The organism is Mesorhizobium sp. AR10 (assembly GCF_024746795.1).
Lineage (GTDB): Bacteria > Pseudomonadota > Alphaproteobacteria > Rhizobiales > Rhizobiaceae > Mesorhizobium.
The window spans coordinates 1,328,080-1,343,273 of record NZ_CP080524.1; the positions used below are offsets into that span (position 1 = coordinate 1,328,080).

The 15,194-nt window shown below is 63.5% G+C and carries 18 protein-coding genes and 1 tRNA gene; 9 read left to right on the top strand and 10 right to left on the bottom strand.

Annotated elements, in window-relative coordinates; all coding sequences use genetic code 11:
* Positions 1-82: 82 nt before the first annotated feature.
* Positions 83-158: transfer RNA gene (locus tag LHFGNBLO_RS09885), tRNA-Ala, on the bottom strand.
* A gap of 162 nt (positions 159-320) precedes the next feature.
* On the opposite strand from LHFGNBLO_RS09885, the gene LHFGNBLO_RS09890 reads away from it, so the two are divergent.
* Both LHFGNBLO_RS09890 and LHFGNBLO_RS09895 read left to right on the top strand, forming a co-directional pair.
* Positions 321-617 (top strand): YggT family protein, encoded by a 297-nt coding sequence (locus tag LHFGNBLO_RS09890; RefSeq protein WP_258606399.1) that lies wholly within the window; start codon positions 321-323, stop codon positions 615-617.
* Positions 618-644: 27 nt separating this feature from the next.
* Positions 645-938 carry a DUF167 family protein gene (locus tag LHFGNBLO_RS09895; RefSeq protein ID WP_258606401.1) on the top strand — a complete coding sequence of 98 codons (294 nt, stop codon included), beginning with the start codon at positions 645-647 and terminating at the stop codon, positions 936-938.
* Positions 939-1,134: 196 nt separating this feature from the next.
* Here the strand turns inward: LHFGNBLO_RS09895 and LHFGNBLO_RS09900 are convergent, their stop codons facing one another.
* Together LHFGNBLO_RS09900 and LHFGNBLO_RS09905 are read right to left on the bottom strand one after the other, a co-directional pair.
* Positions 1,135-2,016 (bottom strand): MurR/RpiR family transcriptional regulator, encoded by an 882-nt coding sequence (locus tag LHFGNBLO_RS09900; RefSeq protein WP_258606403.1) that lies wholly within the window; start codon positions 2,014-2,016, stop codon positions 1,135-1,137.
* Between the two features lie 78 nt (positions 2,017-2,094).
* The gene (locus LHFGNBLO_RS09905; RefSeq protein WP_258606405.1) at positions 2,095-2,865 is read right to left on the bottom strand and encodes an SDR family NAD(P)-dependent oxidoreductase; all 771 of its coding nucleotides are present in this window, start codon (positions 2,863-2,865) and stop codon (positions 2,095-2,097) included.
* Between the two features lie 161 nt (positions 2,866-3,026).
* Between LHFGNBLO_RS09905 and LHFGNBLO_RS09910 the strand changes: the two genes are divergently transcribed.
* Positions 3,027-4,523, top strand: a complete 1,497-nt coding sequence (locus LHFGNBLO_RS09910; protein WP_258606406.1) for a M81 family metallopeptidase — start codon at positions 3,027-3,029, stop codon at positions 4,521-4,523.
* A 139-nt stretch (positions 4,524-4,662) separates the two neighbouring features.
* Here the strand turns inward: LHFGNBLO_RS09910 and LHFGNBLO_RS09915 are convergent, their stop codons facing one another.
* The 6 genes from LHFGNBLO_RS09915 to LHFGNBLO_RS09940 form a co-directional block, all read right to left on the bottom strand.
* The gene (locus tag LHFGNBLO_RS09915) at positions 4,663-6,717 is read right to left on the bottom strand and encodes a M3 family metallopeptidase (RefSeq protein ID WP_258606408.1); all 2,055 of its coding nucleotides are present in this window, start codon (positions 6,715-6,717) and stop codon (positions 4,663-4,665) included.
* Positions 6,718-6,813: 96 nt separating this feature from the next.
* Positions 6,814-7,224 (bottom strand): nuclear transport factor 2 family protein, encoded by a 411-nt coding sequence (locus tag LHFGNBLO_RS09920; protein WP_258606409.1) that lies wholly within the window; start codon positions 7,222-7,224, stop codon positions 6,814-6,816.
* Positions 7,225-7,235: 11 nt separating this feature from the next.
* Positions 7,236-7,880, bottom strand: coding sequence for a carbonic anhydrase (locus LHFGNBLO_RS09925; protein ID WP_258606410.1), 645 nt, complete (start codon positions 7,878-7,880; stop codon positions 7,236-7,238).
* Positions 7,881-8,041: 161 nt separating this feature from the next.
* Positions 8,042-8,815, bottom strand: a complete 774-nt coding sequence (locus tag LHFGNBLO_RS09930) for a DUF429 domain-containing protein (protein WP_258606412.1) — start codon at positions 8,813-8,815, stop codon at positions 8,042-8,044.
* Positions 8,812-9,696 carry a pyridoxal kinase PdxY gene (pdxY, locus tag LHFGNBLO_RS09935; protein ID WP_258606414.1) on the bottom strand — a complete coding sequence of 295 codons (885 nt, stop codon included), beginning with the start codon at positions 9,694-9,696 and terminating at the stop codon, positions 8,812-8,814. Before pdxY ends, LHFGNBLO_RS09930 begins: the two co-directional genes overlap by 4 nt.
* A 7-nt stretch (positions 9,697-9,703) precedes the next feature.
* Positions 9,704-9,955 (bottom strand): hypothetical protein, encoded by a 252-nt coding sequence (locus LHFGNBLO_RS09940; RefSeq protein ID WP_258606416.1) that lies wholly within the window; start codon positions 9,953-9,955, stop codon positions 9,704-9,706.
* Between the two features lie 162 nt (positions 9,956-10,117).
* On the opposite strand from LHFGNBLO_RS09940, the gene LHFGNBLO_RS09945 reads away from it, so the two are divergent.
* The 6 genes from LHFGNBLO_RS09945 (at position 10,118) to ppa (ending at position 14,563) form a co-directional block, all read left to right on the top strand.
* Positions 10,118-10,756, top strand: a complete 639-nt coding sequence (locus LHFGNBLO_RS09945) for a LemA family protein (protein WP_258609674.1) — start codon at positions 10,118-10,120, stop codon at positions 10,754-10,756.
* Between the two features lie 200 nt (positions 10,757-10,956).
* Positions 10,957-11,772, top strand: coding sequence for a TPM domain-containing protein (locus LHFGNBLO_RS09950; RefSeq protein WP_258606418.1), 816 nt, complete (start codon positions 10,957-10,959; stop codon positions 11,770-11,772).
* Positions 11,773-11,842: 70 nt separating this feature from the next.
* Complete coding sequence (locus tag LHFGNBLO_RS09955) at positions 11,843-12,667, top strand: TPM domain-containing protein (RefSeq protein WP_413774712.1); 825 nt, start codon at positions 11,843-11,845, stop codon at positions 12,665-12,667.
* An 8-nt stretch (positions 12,668-12,675) separates the two neighbouring features.
* Positions 12,676-13,314, top strand: coding sequence for a TPM domain-containing protein (locus LHFGNBLO_RS09960; RefSeq protein WP_258606422.1), 639 nt, complete (start codon positions 12,676-12,678; stop codon positions 13,312-13,314).
* A gap of 106 nt (positions 13,315-13,420) precedes the next feature.
* Positions 13,421-13,927, top strand: coding sequence for a GNAT family N-acetyltransferase (locus LHFGNBLO_RS09965; RefSeq protein ID WP_258606424.1), 507 nt, complete (start codon positions 13,421-13,423; stop codon positions 13,925-13,927).
* A 102-nt stretch (positions 13,928-14,029) separates the two neighbouring features.
* The gene (ppa, locus tag LHFGNBLO_RS09970) at positions 14,030-14,563 is read left to right on the top strand and encodes an inorganic diphosphatase (RefSeq protein ID WP_258606429.1); all 534 of its coding nucleotides are present in this window, start codon (positions 14,030-14,032) and stop codon (positions 14,561-14,563) included.
* Between the two features lie 9 nt (positions 14,564-14,572).
* Here ppa and LHFGNBLO_RS09975 read toward each other — a convergent pair whose 3' ends face one another.
* Positions 14,573-15,163 (bottom strand): hypothetical protein, encoded by a 591-nt coding sequence (locus LHFGNBLO_RS09975; RefSeq protein WP_258606431.1) that lies wholly within the window; start codon positions 15,161-15,163, stop codon positions 14,573-14,575.
* Between the last annotated feature and the right edge of the window lie 31 nt (positions 15,164-15,194).

Sequence of the window (15,194 nt, forward strand, 5' to 3'; positions counted from 1 at the left end):
GGCCAAATGCGTGGGCCAAACAAAAGAGCCCCTTTCGGCTATCCAGTTGATTTCATTGGGAGATATGCCTTCTAAATTCCGCTGGTGGAGCTGAGGAGGATCGAACTCCTGACCTCGTCATTGCGAACGACGCGCTCTCCCAGCTGAGCTACAGCCCCGTCCAGCGGATGGCGCATTTATCGGGCGCGGCGGTTTGCTGTCAAGGCGGCGTCTTGCCGAAATGGCGCGTGGCTCCGCTCTCGATTTGACATGCGGCAACGGGCTGCCCTTGCCGGTTTGGCACGCAATGGCTACATGTCGCGAAATTAAAGGAGCTTTGAATGAACGCGCTTATCGATACGCTGATCTACGCGCTCAGCCTTTACTGGTGGATCATCATCGCTTCGGCGATCTTTTCCTGGCTTTATGCGTTCAACGTCGTCAACGCGCGCAACCAGTTCGTCAGCAATATCGGCAATGTGCTGTACCGGCTGACCGAACCGGTGTTCCGGCCGATCCGGCGCTTCATGCCGGATCTCGGCGGCATCGACATCTCGCCGATCATCGTGCTGCTGATCATCTTCTTCCTGCAGCGGTTCCTCGACAGCACCGTCAGAAATGTTCTCACCGGCTTTTGAACGGTGGCTTCGGCCGCTTTCTTCAGAATGCGACCGGACGGTCTCGACCTGTTCGTCCGGCTGACGCCGAAAGCGGCGATGGACAGGCTGGAAGGCATGGAGACTTCAGCGGACGGGCGAAGCCATCTGAAGGCGCGCGTGCGCGCCGTGCCGGAAAACGGCGCCGCCAATCAGGCACTTGAAAAGCTGGTCGCCAAGACATTGGGTGTGCCGGCATCGACTGTGTCAGTCATCGCCGGTGGCACCGCCCGGCTGAAGACATTGCGTATATCAGGCGATCCGGCGGCGCTGGCGAAGGGCGTCGAGGCGCTAGGCCGTTAGCGCCTGGATTGTCTACGGTGTCCCCCTCATCCGGCCGCTGCGCGGCCACCTTCTCCCCGCTGGGGAGAAGAGTTTGGCGCCGGCGCCGGCGTTCTCCTCTCCTCTCGGGGAGAGGTCGGATTGCCCCGAATTGCGATTGCAATTCGGTTGACAATCCGGGTGAGGGGGTCTTTGGCGCACACGACCAATTCGACCCTCAATCACCCAGCGGCAAGCGGGGATCGTCGACCTTCAGCGTGTTCACGCTCTGCTTGATACGGCGCAGGTTTTCCAGAACCTTGGTTCCGCGCGCTTCGGCAACCGAGGTGGCGATCATGTCGACGATCGCCATCAGGGCGTAGCGCGACGATGTCGGCTTGTAGATGTTGCCATCCTCGAGCGGCTGGAAATGAATCACCGTATCGGCGGCCTTGGACAGGGCGGAGTCCGGAGCGGTGATGGCCACGGTGGTGGCGCCATATTGCTGGGCGACCTGCACGGCTTCGATGACCGAACGTGCATAGCCGGACACCGAAAAGGCGACCAGCGTGGTGTCGGGGGTGGCCACTGCGGCATACATGCGCTGCAATTGCCCGTCGACCTGCGCCAGGGCGGACAGACCCAACCGGAATAGCCGGTTCTGCATCTCGGTCGCCATCATCGATGAAATCCCGCCGGAACCGATGCACAGCACATTGCCTGATGTGGCGATGCGCGCGGCGACGCCGACCAGGGCCTTCATGTCGAGGTTTTCGCTGGCGCGCTGAATGGCTGATATCGCCGCTTCGGTGATGGCGGAAGCTATGCGCTGCTCGCGGACGTCGCGGCTCATCGGCTCGGGCGACAGATATTGAGCGCCGATGGCGATGGCCTGCGCCAGGTAGAATTTGAAGTCGCGCAAGCCCTCACAGCCGAGATTGCGGCAGAAGCGGGTCACCGTCGGCTCGCTGACGCCGACGCGCGCGGCAATCTCCGAGATTGCCGCCTTGGAGGCGAAGTCGAGATCGGAGAGCACGAGACTGGCCAGCCGGCGGTCCGACTTGGTTCCGTCCTGCGACATCAGCTGCAGGCGCGTGATGATGTCGGCCGGTGTTTTCATACCGGTGTCCTCACAGGGGCAGGCCCGTCGCCCTGTCGAACAAATGGATGTTGCCGGGAAACTGGACGTCGGTCATGGTCACGTCCCCAATATGTCGTCGATGAATGGCAGGCAGCCGGCGGTCAGGCCGGCATCCACAGGCATCACCATGCCCGTGATGCCCGATGCCCGATCGGATGCAAGGAAGGCCACGGCCTCGGCGACCTCGGCGGCGTTGACGATGCGGCCGAGCGGATACAGCCGCTGCAACTTGCCGAGGATTTTCGGATCCTTGGCCAGGCGATGGTCCCAGGCGGCGGTGCGGATCGAACCGGGGCAGACGACATTGGCGCGCAGGCCGCTGCGGCCAAGTTCGACGGCGATCGATTTTGCATAGGCGTTGATGCCGGCCTTGGCCGCCGCATAGGCGGGGTTGCCGAAATGGGCGATGGCGTTGACCGAGGAGATGAAGACGACGCTGCCCGAGCCGCGCGCGGCCATCGCCTTGACCAGCGGGTCGGCGAAATTCATTACCCCGGTTAGGTTGAGGTTGAGCTCGTGTTCTATCTTGTCGGGGGTGAGTGCCGATAGCGTTTCGGCGCGCGTCCAGCCGGCATTGTTGACGAGAATATCCGGCACGCCGTCCCTGTCGAGGATCGCGCCGATCGACGCCTCGATGGACGCCCGGTTGAGAAGGTCGAAGACGTGGCGGGAGGCAAGGTGTGGACTGGCGAGTGCCTCGTCCGACTGGTCGCAGCCGACGACCCGCGCTCCGCGCTCGGCCATCAGCGCCACGATGGCCGAACCGAGACCGCCGCCGGCGCCCGTCACCACGACCGTCTTGCCTTCGAACTCGGCATTCGAAACCACAGCGGGTTGCCTCCAAGCTTCGATTATCGGCAAAACGCTATTTTAAGAAATGTAATTGAGCAACATGATAAGCCGCTTGTGAACGATAAAATGATCAATAATGTAGGAAAGTCACATAACTTGTATCGCCGAACGGCGCGGGTACCATCCACGGAGCTTTCATGCGCATCTTCACCGCCTCGCTGGCGACCGAAACCAACACCTTCTCGCCGGTGCCGACCGACCGGGCCTCGTTCGACATGGCCTTTTATGCCGGGCCGGGCCAACATCCGGAAACGCCGACGCTTTGCTCCTCGCCGATCGTCGCCTTGCGCCGGCGCGCAGCAAAAGAAGGGCTTGATGTCATCGAGGGCACCGCCACCTGGGCCGAGCCGGGCGGCCTTGTGCAGCGGCAGACCTATGAAGCGTTGCGCGACGAAATCCTCGGTCAGTTGCAGGCGGCGCTGCCGGTCGACGCGGTCATCCTCGGCCTGCATGGTGCCATGGTGGCGCAAGGCTATGACGATTGCGAAGGCGACCTGCTCGAGCGCGTCCGCGCCATGGTCGGCCCGGGGGTGGTGATCGCCGCGGAACTCGATCCGCACAGCCATCTGACGCCGAAGCGGGTGGCGGCTTCTGACATTCTCGCCTACTTCCTCGAGTTTCCGCACACCGATTTCTACCAGCGTGGCGAACATGTCGTCGAGCTGGGGTTGGCGGCGGCGCGCTGCGAGATCACGCCTGTCATCTCGACCTTCGACTGCCGCATGATCCAGGTGCTGCCGACCAGCCGCGAGCCAATGCGTTCTTTCGTCGACCGCATCAAGGCGCTGCACGGCAAGGATGGTGTGTTGTCGGTCTCCGTCATCCACGGCTTCATGGCCGCTGACGTGGCGGAAGTGGGCACGCGCATCCTGGTCGTCACCGACAACGACAAGGCCAAGGGCGACGCGTTGGCGGAGAGGCTGGGACGCGAGCTCTATGCCATGCGCGAAAAGACCGCGATGAAGATGCTGAGCGCCGCTGACGGCATCGAGCGCGCGCTGGCTGTGCGCGCGCAAAATCCGGGCAAGCCGGTGGTCATCGCCGATATCTGGGACAATCCGGGCGGCGGCGTCGCCGGCGACGGCACCGTGGTGCTGCGCGCCCTGCTGGAACGTGGCCTGAGCAAATTCGGCGTGGCGACGATCTGGGACCCGATCGCCGTAACCTTCTGTCATGCGGCGGGCGAGGGCGCCGTCATCGATCTGCGCTTCGGCGGCAAGGCCGGGCCCCTGGCGGGCGAACCGATCGATGCGCGCGTGCGGGTGCTGAAAGCCGTCGCCGAGGGGTGGCAGAGCTTTGGACCCAGCCGCGTGACCCTCGGGCCGACGGCGCTGGTGCGCATCGAAGGCACCGAGGTCGACATCATCCTCAACACCAATCGCACGCAGACCTTCGAGCCGGACATCTTTTCCAATATCGGCGTCGATCCGCTGGCCAAGGACATACTTTTGGTGAAGTCGACCAATCATTTCTACGCCGGCTTCGCGCCGATCGGCGCCGAGATCATCTATGTCTCGGCGCCGAGCTCCTATCCCAGCGATCCGAGAGTCACCAACTACACCAAGCTGACACGGCCGATATGGCCGCGGGTTGCTGATCCTTGGAAGGGTGACGCTGGTATTCTCCCCCCTTGAGGGGGAGATGGCCGCGAAGCGGCCAGAGGGGGTCGCTGCGCGTGAAGCGCCAACTTTTACAGGAGGCCGAGCCCAGTCGAGCCGACCCCCTCTGTCGCCTTCGGCCACATCTCCCCCTCGAGGGGGAGATTATTCGGCGCTACACCAGCCCTCGCTTCACCATCATCGCTTCCGGCGACGGCATCTTGCCGCGGAAGGCGGTGTAGAGCTCTTCCGGGTCCTTCGATCCACCGGCGGCATAGATGTTCTTGCGCAGCCGTTCGGCCAGCGCCGGGTTGAAGGGGTCGCCGGTCTCCTCGAAAGCGGCGAAGGCATCGGCGTCGAGCACTTCCGACCACATGTAGGAATAATAGCCGGCCGAATAGCCGTCACCGGAAAACACATGGCCGAAATGCGGGGTACGATGGCGCATGGCGATGGTGTCGGGCATGTCGAGCGTGTCGAGCGTTTCGGCTTCGAAACGAAGCGGCTCTTCCGGGCCATTGGGCCGTGCATGGTAAGCCATGTCGACCAGCGCGGAGGCGGTGAACTCGACCGTGGCGAAGCCGGCCCCAAAAGTGCGCGCCGCCAGCATTTTGTCGAGCAGCGCTTTCGGCATCGGCTTGCCGGTCTTCACATGCAGCGCGTGTTTCTCCAGCACCGCCGGCACCGTCAGCCAGTGCTCGTAGAGCTGCGAGGGCAATTCGACGAAATCGCGGCTGACGGAGGTGCCGGCGACCGAAGGCCAGGTGACGTCGGTCAGCATGCCGTGCAGTGCATGGCCGAACTCATGGAACAGGGTCTTGGCTTCGTCGACCGACAGAAGGGCGGGTTCGCCCACCGGCGGCTTGGCGAAGTTCATGATGTTGTAGATGACCGGCTTCGAACCGTGGCCCAGACGATAGCCGGATTGCAGCGCGCTCATCCAGGCGCCGGAGCGCTTCGAGGGCCGGGCGAAATAGTCGGCGAGGAACAGGCCGCGCTCGCTGCCGTCGGCATTCTTCACCACGAAGATTCGAGCGTCCGGATGCCAGGCGGCAATGCCCTGCTTTTCCTCGAAAGTGATGCCGAACAGTTTCGTCGCCACGTCGAAGCAGGCGTCGATGACGCGATCGAGCTGCAGATAGGGCTTCAGCTCGGCTTCGTCGAAGGCGAATTTCTCGGCGCGCAGCTTCTCCTGATAGAACCGCCAGTCCCAGGCGGCGAATGGTTCATTGCTGCCGGCAGCAAGCGCCAGCCGTTGCAATTCGGTCTGGTCGGCGGCCGCCTTCTCCAGGGCCTTTTCCCAGACCGGATCAAGCAGTGCATGCACCGCCTTCGGTGTCTTGGCCATGGTGTCGTCGAGCTTCAAGGCGGCGAAGGATTCGTAGCCGAGCAGTTTTGCTTTCTCGGCGCGCAGGCGCAGCATGTCGCGCACCACTGATGTGTTGTCGGTGGCGCCGCCATTCTGGCCGCGCATGGTGAAGGCGCGGAAGGCGATCTCGCGCAGGTCGCGGCGTTCGGAGAAAGTCGAGAACGGTTCGTATATCGAGCGCGACAGGGTGACGGCGTAGCGGCCTTTCTGGCCGCGCATTTCGGCGGCTTCGGCCATCGAACTTTTCACGAAGTCCGGCAGGCCGGCAAGGTCGGCCTCGTCGAGGAACAACGCCCAGTCGCGCTCGTCGGCGAGCACGTTCTGACCGAAATTCGTGCCAAGCGAGGACAACTCCTCGCTGATGTTGGCGAGCCGCTTCTTGCCGTCGGCGTCGAGCTTGGCGCCGGAACGGACAAAGCCTTTCCAGGTTTTTTCCAGCACCCGCAGCGTCTCGGCATCGAGCTTCAGCGCTTCGCGGCGCTGGTAGAGATCGTCGATGCGGGCAAACAGCCTTTCGTTCATCGAGATGGCCGAGAAATGCCTGGACATCTTTGGCGAAATGTCGCGCTCCAGCGCCTGGATCGCCTCGTTGGTGTGGGCGCCGGCACGGCACCAGAAGATCGACGAGACACGGTCGAGCGCCTCGCCGGCAAGCTCGAGTGCTGCCAGCGTGTTGTCGATGGTCGGCGTCTCGGCACTACCGGCAATCGCCTCGATCTCGGCCTCATGCGCCTTCAGCGCCGCGTCGAACACAGGTGCAAAATCGCCGTCGCCGATGCGGGTGAAATCGGGCAGGCCGAGCGGTCCTTGCCAGGCGGTCAGCGGGTGAGCGGCGAGGTCGAGGCTTTTGGTGGAGGGCATGGGAATCTTTCGCGGATTGGGCGGCAAGGAGGAGGGGTGTCCCCGATGTAGGGCGCTGGTCCGTTGCGCGCAACACCGCGGCCAGCCAGGATTTCTTCAGTAGCCGTTGCAGTTCTCGGCGATCGCCGCTTGTGAGCTGGCGGTGATGCGGTTGTCGGTGATGGCGAAGGTTTCCTGCATCAGCATGTCATTGTTGGGGAAATCATAACAGGCGATCACGGTGGTGACGCCGGCCTCGGTCTTCTCGATCCGGTGCCGGATCGCAGCCCCGGCGACGGCGCCTTGCCATTCGTCGATCGAGTCGATGAATTCCTGCTTGCTCTGCACGACGCCGAGGTCGTCGAGTTTTATCCGGACGTCGTCGGCAAGCAGGTCCGTCAATTCGGTGCGGTCGGCGACCAGCAGCGCCGAATACCAGCGATCGATGATTGCGCCGTCGTCGGCGCGGGCGGACATGACGGAAAAGAGTAAAGCGGTCCCGGCGAGAGCGATCGAATGGCAACCCATGCGCAAGCCTCCTATACCATCTCCGGCCGTTCGAAATCGCCGGTGTCCTTGTTCATCACCCAGAGCTCGCCGGTCGAGATGTCGAACCAGGCGCCGTGCAGCGACAGCCGTCCCTTGCCTTCAAGGATGGAGACACAGGGAAAGGTCCTGAGATTGGCGAGCGAATAGCGGATCGAGATGCGCTCCAGCGCGGTCTGGCGCTCGGTCGCCGTCATCAAGGTGCTGGAGGATACGGTTTCGGCCGCCGGCGCGATCAGGCTCATCCACTTGCCGATGAAGTCGCCGGGCGACAGGGGTGCCGAGGTGGTGTCGAGTGCAGCGCGGATGCCGCCGCAGCGGCCATGGCCCATCACCACTATGTTCTTGACCTTGAGGCTCTGCACGGCGAATTCGAGTGCCGCCGAAGTCGAATGGAACTGGCCGTCGGGCGCATAGGGCGGCACCAGATTGCCGACATTGCGCAGAACGAACAATTCACCCGGCCCGGCGTCGAAGATCGCTTCGGGGGCCGCGCGGGAATCGCAACAGGCAACGATCATGGTTTCCGGCGCCTGTCCCTCACGGGCAAGCGCGCGGTAGCGCCCGCTCTCGGTGAGATAGCGGCCGCTCATGAAATTGCGGTAGCCGACGAGCAGGTGTTCGGGGAGGTGAGGCATGGGCGGGGCGGGAGCCTTTCCGGGTTGGATGCGGCAGCTCGTTTTCAGTTTAGAATGGCTCTAACGGCAAAATGGTGCCGCGAGCAATGCCGAATTGCGAAGGACCGGGTCGCAAGTGCCATGCAGCCAGCAAGGCTCGACCCGAATTGGGCGCTTCCTGCTCACGCCCAGATGGCGACGGGGATGCCGAAGCGGTCGGCGAGCGGTGGGTTCGGAAACGGCCTTGCCACGCCATTGGCGATGCGGCCGGCGATCAGCATCATCGCAGCCGCGTCGAGAAAATCGTCGGCGGCTGCACCACGCGGCGGCGCCTGGTCGAGAAAGCTCCTGATGTAGCCATGCCGGGCAAGCAGCGCCCTGCGTTCCGCCATGCCGGCGGGATTGACGGCGCCCTTCACCTTCTTCGGCAAGGACATGGCCTGATCGCCGTTCAGCCGGCAGAAGGCGACCTCCGGATGCGATTCGAACACGCGGCTGCGCAATTCGGGGCGCTCGATCAGAAGTGAGTCGATTTCGCGGATCTTGGCAAAGATGCCGAAAGCCTGGATCGAAACGCCGCGCGGCGGGTCGGAGGTTGCCTTCGCCACCTCGCTTGCGCGGCGATGGGCTGCATACCAGGCCTCGACGGTGGTGAAGTCGTCGGTTTGTGCATAGAGCGCCGCGCGCGAGGGAATGGAAAAGACGCTGGATTGCCTGCCGCCAAGCAGCGGTCGTACCAGCGCCTCCGGCCCACGCCCACCTCTCTGCGAAAAATCGGGCAGGCCGATCGGCATGTCGACGGCCACCGTCGCATCGGCCGGCAGTGCGTCGAGCAAGGCTGCGAAGCTCGGAAAAACGGCGACCGAGGGAGCCGCGCCCGGATCGCGGCGGACGGCGATCCAGCCGGCCTTGCAGCCATCGACGCCGACCAGCACGCCATTCCCGGCAAGTGTCACGCCCTCTTGTCCCGCCCCGGATGCAGGAGGTGGCGAAGCTGCACCATCGCCATCGGGTGCGACAGGCTCTGCGCGTCGGTTTCCAGCTGCAACTCGTCGCCGCCACGCTTGGCCGTGCGCGCCAGTATCTCGTAGACCGCCGCCGTGGTCGACTGCAGCGCCTTGGCCGCCGGCTGTCCGGACAGGATGCGGGCCAGATAGACGGCTGCCGTCAGGTCGCCGAGCCCATTGGGCGGCTTGTCGATGAGGCGGTGTTCGGCCAGCAGCGCCTGGCTGCCGTCGAGCAGCAGATTGCCGGTGCTGCCCGCCATCATCGCCGGCGCCGAGGTAACCAGCATGGTCGACGGCCCGGCATGAAGGGCAGCCGCCATCACCGATTTCAGGTCGGGCAGGGGCGCTCCAGCCATCCATTCCAGCTCGTAGCGGTTGGGCGTGGCGATGTTGGCGATCGGCATCAGCCGGTCGCGCATGGCGATGGCCGTTGTTTCAGGTACATAGAGCCCACCCGAATCGCCCATCACCGGATCGCAGATATAGATCGCATCCGGCGTCTTGGCCTTGACCGCGCCGACCAGCGAAGCGACGGCATCGGCCTGGCCGGCCTCGCCGAGATAGCCCGACAGCACGGCGCCGACTTCACCCAGCCATGGCGCGCGTTCGAGATCGGCCATCAGCGCCTTGAACTGATCGAGCGGCGGTACGATGCGCGTCGCCCTTCCGTGGCCCGGATGCCAGGGCAAGGTGACGGTCGGCACCGCCCATACCGGAAAGCCCAGCGTTTCCAGGGCAAAGACGGCGGCGCGGTTGCCGACCGAGCCACGGGCGACATGGCTGGAAATGACGATGACCGCGCGCGGCGCGTCGGCTTTTTCGGTGTTCATGGAAGTCCTAGCTGCCCCGGGAGACGAAAAGCACGAGCCAGATCAACAGGCCGAGGGCGATAGCGAGCCCCAGCACCCGGCCAACGCGGGTACCCCAAACTTCGATCGGGTCGGAGCGATCGGCATCGGCAGCGGTGACGTGATCGCGCGCGCCTTTTGCGGTCCGCGCGACGAACGACGTGCCGCCCGGATCTGATTCATGCGCCACGCGCTCGATAATGCGGCGCGATTCGTCGTCGCTGTCGGGGCGTTCCGCCATGATGATGTCCTGTTTTGCAACGACCTTAGCGTGTTCGCCCGGTCAATTACAGGGCCTCGCGAGCGGATGAGAGCGCGCCAGCGACTGCCGTTTGGGAGGTCATTTTCTTGCGCGCGGATTGTGGTAATGCTTCGCATGCAACTTCTACTGAGGGACTACACCATGTTTGCCCAGCGCCTTTCCTCGCCGCCCCTGTTTCGCGCCCTGCCTGCCTTCCTGGTGATGGCTCTCGTGCTGCCGCTGCTTGCCGGCTGCGGCTACAACACCATCCCGACGGCGGAGGAAAACGCCAAGGCAGCATGGAGCGAGGTGCTGAACCAGTACCAGCGCCGCGCCGATCTCATTCCCAACCTGGTCGAGACGGTCAAGGGTTATGCCGCGCACGAGAAGGATACGCTCGACGCCGTGGTCGAAGCGCGCGCCAAGGCGACGCAGATAACGGTCACGCCGGAAACGCTGAACGACCCCGAAGCCTTCAAGAAATTCCAGGATAGCCAGGCCGGCCTGACCAGCGCGCTGTCGCGGCTTTTGGCGGTAGTGGAAAACTATCCCGATCTCAAGGCCAACCAGAATTTCCTGGCGCTGCAGGCGCAGCTCGAAGGCACCGAGAACCGTATAGCGGTCGCCCGCCGCGACTACATCCTGGCGGTGAAGGACTACAATCTGACGCTGAGGACCTTCCCGTCGGTGCTGTGGGCGACCTTCTGGTTCCGCAGCAACCAGCCATTCGCCAACTTCACCATCGAGGAAGACAAGCTGCAGACGCCCAAGGTCGATTTCGGCACGAAGCAGGGCGGTTGACGGACGGCTAGCGAGTTTGGTCTCTACGGGCCTTGTACTCCGTCCCACCCCCCTCTGGCCTGCCGGCCATCTCCCCCGCAAGGGGGGAGATTGGCAGCTTTACCGCTTTTGCTAGTCTCCTGCGTTGCGGAAGATTCGCCGTCAGCGATGACAGCCGATCTCCCCCCTTGCGGGGGAGATGGCCGGCAGGCCAGAGGGGGGTGGGAAGAAACGCCAGCCTGGCATTCCTGTTTGTAGTTCTAAGTCTCCTTTTCCTACCCTTCACAGTCTTCGCCGCAGACCTACCCGCACTCACCGGTCGCGTCGTCGACAATGCCGGCATCATTGACGCCGGCACAAAAGCAGCGCTCACCCAGAAGCTTGCCGATTTCGAGAAAAAGGGTTCGGACCAGATCGTCGTCGCGACTATCCCCAGTCTCGACGGCGAAGAGATCGAACCTTACGCCAACCGGCTGTTCCGCTTCTGGAAACTCGGCCAGGCGAAGGAGAACAATGGCGTCCTGCTGCTGGTGGCGCCGAACGACCGCAAGATGCGGATCGAGGTCGGCTATGGTCTCGAAGGCACGCTGACCGACCTGCACACCAAACTGATCATCGAAAACGACATGGTGCCGGCCTTCCGCGCCGGCGATTTTTCGGGCGGCATAGCCAAAGCCGTCGACGACATGGTCATGGTGCTGGAAGGCAATCCGGAGGAGTTGGAGGCGCGCGGTGAGCGCAACCAGCAGCCGCCCATCAACACCGACAATCTGTTTTTCGCCGTCTTCATCGGAATCTGGGCGATCATCTTCTTCGGCAGCATGGCCGCCTCCATCCTGCCGCCGATCTTCGGCCAGAAGCTCGGGCCTGGCCGCTATCGCTGGCTGGGCATGACGTTCGAGCCACACCGGCGGTCCTCCAGTGGTGGCTGGTCGTCGGGAAGTTCGGGCGGCGGATGGTCGTCGGGTTCAAGCGGTGGTGGTTTTTCGGGTGGTGGTGGCTCGTCCGGTGGCGGCGGCTCTTCGGGGAGTTGGTGACGGCATGACGGCATGGGTCTTCAATCCGCCAAGAGCCGGCCGCTTCGCCACGACGATCGGCGTCGCCCTGATGGCGATGGTCGCAATGCTGTTCGCGGCCTTTGCCGCCGACCTGCCTGCTCTGACCGGCCGTGTCGTCGACAATGCCAACATCATCGATGCCGCGACCAAGGCGGCGCTGACCCAGAAGCTTGCCGATTTCGAGAAAAAGGGTTCGGACCAGATCGTCGTCGCGACGATTCTCAGCCTCGACGGCGAAGAGATCGAACCCTATGCCAACCGGCTGTTTCGCTTCTGGAAACTCGGCCAGGGCGGCGAGAACAATGGCGTGCTTCTGCTGGTGGCCAAGAACGACCGCAAGATGCGCATCGAGGTCGGTTACGGGCTGGAAGGCACGCTGACCGACCTGCACACCAAGCTGATCATCGAAAACGACATGGCGCCGGCTTTCCGTGCCGGCAATTTTTCAGGCGGCATAGCCAAGGCCGTCGACGACATGGTGATGGTGCTGGAAGGCAATCCGGAGGAATTGGAGGCGCGCGGTGAGCGCAATCCGCCGGGTAGCCGAAGCGACTCCTTCGATACGATCGTCATCCTGTTCCTCATCCTGTGGGGGACGATGTTTTTCGGCGGCCTGGCGATGGCATTCCTGCCGCCGATCTTCGGCACCAAGCTGTCGCCGGGCGTATATAAATGGCTGGGCATGACCTTCCGCTACGGCCGTGGACCGAGTTCGTCGTCCTCGGGTAGTGGCTGGACGTCAGGGTCCTCATCGGGCAGCGGCTGGTCGTCGGGAAGTTCCGGCAGCAGCTGGTCGTCAGGCTCAAGCAGCGGCGGCGGGTTTTCAGGCGGCGGCGGCTCGTCCGGCGGCGGTGGTTCTTCAGGGAGCTGGTGAGACAGATCATGGCAACACGACCGATCAGCCCGCAGGATCACGAGCTCATCGCCGCGGCGATCCGCGCCGCCGAGACAAAGACCGACGGCGAGATCTACTGCGTCGTGGCCCATGCCAGCGACGGCTATTTCTTCCCGGCCGCCTTCATGGCGACAGCTGGCATGCTTCTGGTCAGCCTCGCGGTCACTTACGGGCTGGAAGCCTGGTGGCTGTCGATTCGCTTGCCGCATTTCGTCTTCGCCCAGCTGCTGGCACTGGCCTCGGTGCTTGTCCTGCTATGGGCGCTGCCCGGCTTGCGCATCCATCTGGTGCCGCGGCGGCTGCGGTACCAAGCGGCGCATACCAATGCGATCAAGCAGTTCCTCGCCCGCAACGTCCACCGCACCACCGCGCGCACCGGCGTACTGGTGTTCGTCTCGATCGCCGAGCGCTATGCCGAAGTGGTCGCCGACAGCGGCATCAATGCCAAGGTCGGCCAGCATGTGTGGGATGGCGTCGTCCGCGACCTTACGGCGCATGCCGGCGATGACCGTCTCGCCGAGGGCTTCGTCAAGGCGATCGCCACCGTCGGTTCGGTGCTGGCCGAGCATTTTCCGGTTTCATCGGGCGATAGCAACGAGCTGGACGACCATCTGGTCGAGATCTGAGTTCGTTTCAAACGCACAACGCCGTCGCGGCCTTCTGTGCGAAAGCGCAGGAGCCGGCCGACCGGACTCTTGCAAATGGCCGATGCGGGTCTATGGTTAACAAATCATGAATACGCTGAGCATCGACATCAGGAAAGCCGAGCCGCGCGACGCCAGCGCGATTGCCGACGTGCACCAGCAGGCCTGGCACGGGGCCTATTCCGGCATCATTCCACACCGTACGCTGACATCGATGATCAACCGCCGCGGCGCCGACTGGTGGGCCAACGCCATTCGCCGCGCCGCCACCGTGCTGGTCGTCGAGATCGGCGGCAAGATCGCCGGCTACGCCACGATCGGCAAGAATCGCGCCCGCGAACTCAAGCAGCAGGGCGAGATCTACGAGCTTTACCTGCGCCCCGAATATCAGGGCATCGGGCTGGGCAGCCGTTTGTTCAAGGCAGCCCGGGCGCGCCTCGCCGACCACGGGCTGAAAGGCATGGTGGTGTGGGCACTGGAAGACAACCAGAATGCGCTCGACTTCTATACCGGCGCCGGCGGCCGCGATGTCGCCGAGGGTGTCGAGATCTTCGAGCAGAAAGCGCTGAAGAAGGTCGCCTTCGTCTGGGAATGAGGGCCTGAAAGCCTGCCGCCAGGTGCTCAGCACCATTCGCCGCATTGCACCATGACGCTTCGCCCGCTATCGATCTTGGAAATCGAGAGAGGGATTTAAGCCATGCGCATTGAAGCCATTGCCACCGGAAAGAACCCGCCTGAAGATGTCAACGTCATCATCGAGGTGCCGATCGGCGGCGAGCCGATCAAATATGAGATGGACAAGGAGGCCGGCACGCTGTTCGTCGACCGCTTCCTGCACACCTCGATGCGCTATCCCGGCAATTACGGCTTCGTGCCGCACACGCTTTCGGGCGACGGCGACCCGATCGATGTGCTGGTCTGCAATACCCGCGCCCTGGTGCCGGGCTGCGTCATCAATGTCCGGCCGATCGGCGTGCTGATCATGGAAGACAATGCCGGCCAGGACGAGAAAATCATTGCGGTGCCTTCACCCAAGCTGACGCTGCGCTATGAAAACGTCACCGAATATACGCAGCTGCCCGACATCACCCGCCAGCAGGTGCAGCACTTCTTCGAGCACTACAAGGATCTCGAACCCGGCAAATGGGTCAAGATCGAGGGCTGGCACGACTCCGCCTATGCCAAGAAGATGATCGTCGACGCGATCGCGCGGGCGAAGAAGAGCAAGTAGTTCAGCGGATCAATTATCGACGCGGCCGAAATCCGGCGCGTTGCCGATCACCACGCGCTTGTCCTTGCCACAGGCAAAGGTCCGCGCCTTTTCGTCGGCCAGCTTACGCGCCTGATCGTTGGCGGCGGGATTGCCGGTGGCCTGCACCAGCCCGACGGTGCAGCCGCTATAGGTCTCCGGTTGGGAGACCTTGGCGACGAGCAGCACTTCGTTCGGCTTGTTCTGGTCATCGGGATTGCTGATCGAGCGACGGTGGATGACCGCGAAGGGAATGACGATGTCGCCTTTGGTCTCGATGCGCCACTCGACCTTGGGTCCGGCCGAATTGAAGCCGGAAAAGCTTTCCCAGACCGCCGTCATGTCGCTGGACGGAAAACCGTAAAACAGCGATTCGCGGGCGTCGTCGTAGGAGACCAGCACGGGATAGCCACGATAGCCCGAACAGGTGAGGCTGGCCCAGTCGCCGTCGCCTTCCTCGGCATGCGCGTAGGTCACGCAGTCCTTCTTCCAGTCGAGATCGCTGTAGACGCTGGATATGCCGTCGGCCTGGGCGGTTTGGCAGAAGCCGGCGAGGGCAAGCGGGATCAGGAAAGCGCGCATGCGGACAGCTCCATTGCAGCTCGCCGCAGCG

Bases quoted from the DNA above. Each gene is read 5' to 3' on its own strand.
- LHFGNBLO_RS09890 (WP_258606399.1), top strand. From the start codon at position 321: ATGAACGCGCTTATCGATACGCTGATCTACGCGCTCAGCCTTTACTGG.
- LHFGNBLO_RS09895 (WP_258606401.1), top strand. From the start codon at position 645: ATGCGACCGGACGGTCTCGACCTGTTCGTCCGGCTGACGCCGAAAGCG.
- LHFGNBLO_RS09900 (WP_258606403.1), bottom strand. From the start codon at position 2,016: ATGAAAACACCGGCCGACATCATCACGCGCCTGCAGCTGATGTCGCAG.
- LHFGNBLO_RS09910 (WP_258606406.1), top strand. From the start codon at position 3,027: ATGCGCATCTTCACCGCCTCGCTGGCGACCGAAACCAACACCTTCTCG.
- LHFGNBLO_RS09915 (WP_258606408.1), bottom strand. From the start codon at position 6,717: ATGCCCTCCACCAAAAGCCTCGACCTCGCCGCTCACCCGCTGACCGCC.
- LHFGNBLO_RS09920 (WP_258606409.1), bottom strand. From the start codon at position 7,224: ATGGGTTGCCATTCGATCGCTCTCGCCGGGACCGCTTTACTCTTTTCC.
- LHFGNBLO_RS09925 (WP_258606410.1), bottom strand. From the start codon at position 7,880: ATGCCTCACCTCCCCGAACACCTGCTCGTCGGCTACCGCAATTTCATG.
- pdxY (WP_258606414.1), bottom strand. From the start codon at position 9,696: ATGAACACCGAAAAAGCCGACGCGCCGCGCGCGGTCATCGTCATTTCC.
- LHFGNBLO_RS09940 (WP_258606416.1), bottom strand. From the start codon at position 9,955: ATGGCGGAACGCCCCGACAGCGACGACGAATCGCGCCGCATTATCGAG.
- LHFGNBLO_RS09945 (WP_258609674.1), top strand. From the start codon at position 10,118: ATGTTTGCCCAGCGCCTTTCCTCGCCGCCCCTGTTTCGCGCCCTGCCT.
- LHFGNBLO_RS09955 (WP_413774712.1), top strand. From the start codon at position 11,843: ATGGCGATGGTCGCAATGCTGTTCGCGGCCTTTGCCGCCGACCTGCCT.
- LHFGNBLO_RS09960 (WP_258606422.1), top strand. From the start codon at position 12,676: ATGGCAACACGACCGATCAGCCCGCAGGATCACGAGCTCATCGCCGCG.
- LHFGNBLO_RS09965 (WP_258606424.1), top strand. From the start codon at position 13,421: ATGAATACGCTGAGCATCGACATCAGGAAAGCCGAGCCGCGCGACGCC.
- ppa (WP_258606429.1), top strand. From the start codon at position 14,030: ATGCGCATTGAAGCCATTGCCACCGGAAAGAACCCGCCTGAAGATGTC.
- LHFGNBLO_RS09975 (WP_258606431.1), bottom strand. From the start codon at position 15,163: ATGCGCGCTTTCCTGATCCCGCTTGCCCTCGCCGGCTTCTGCCAAACC.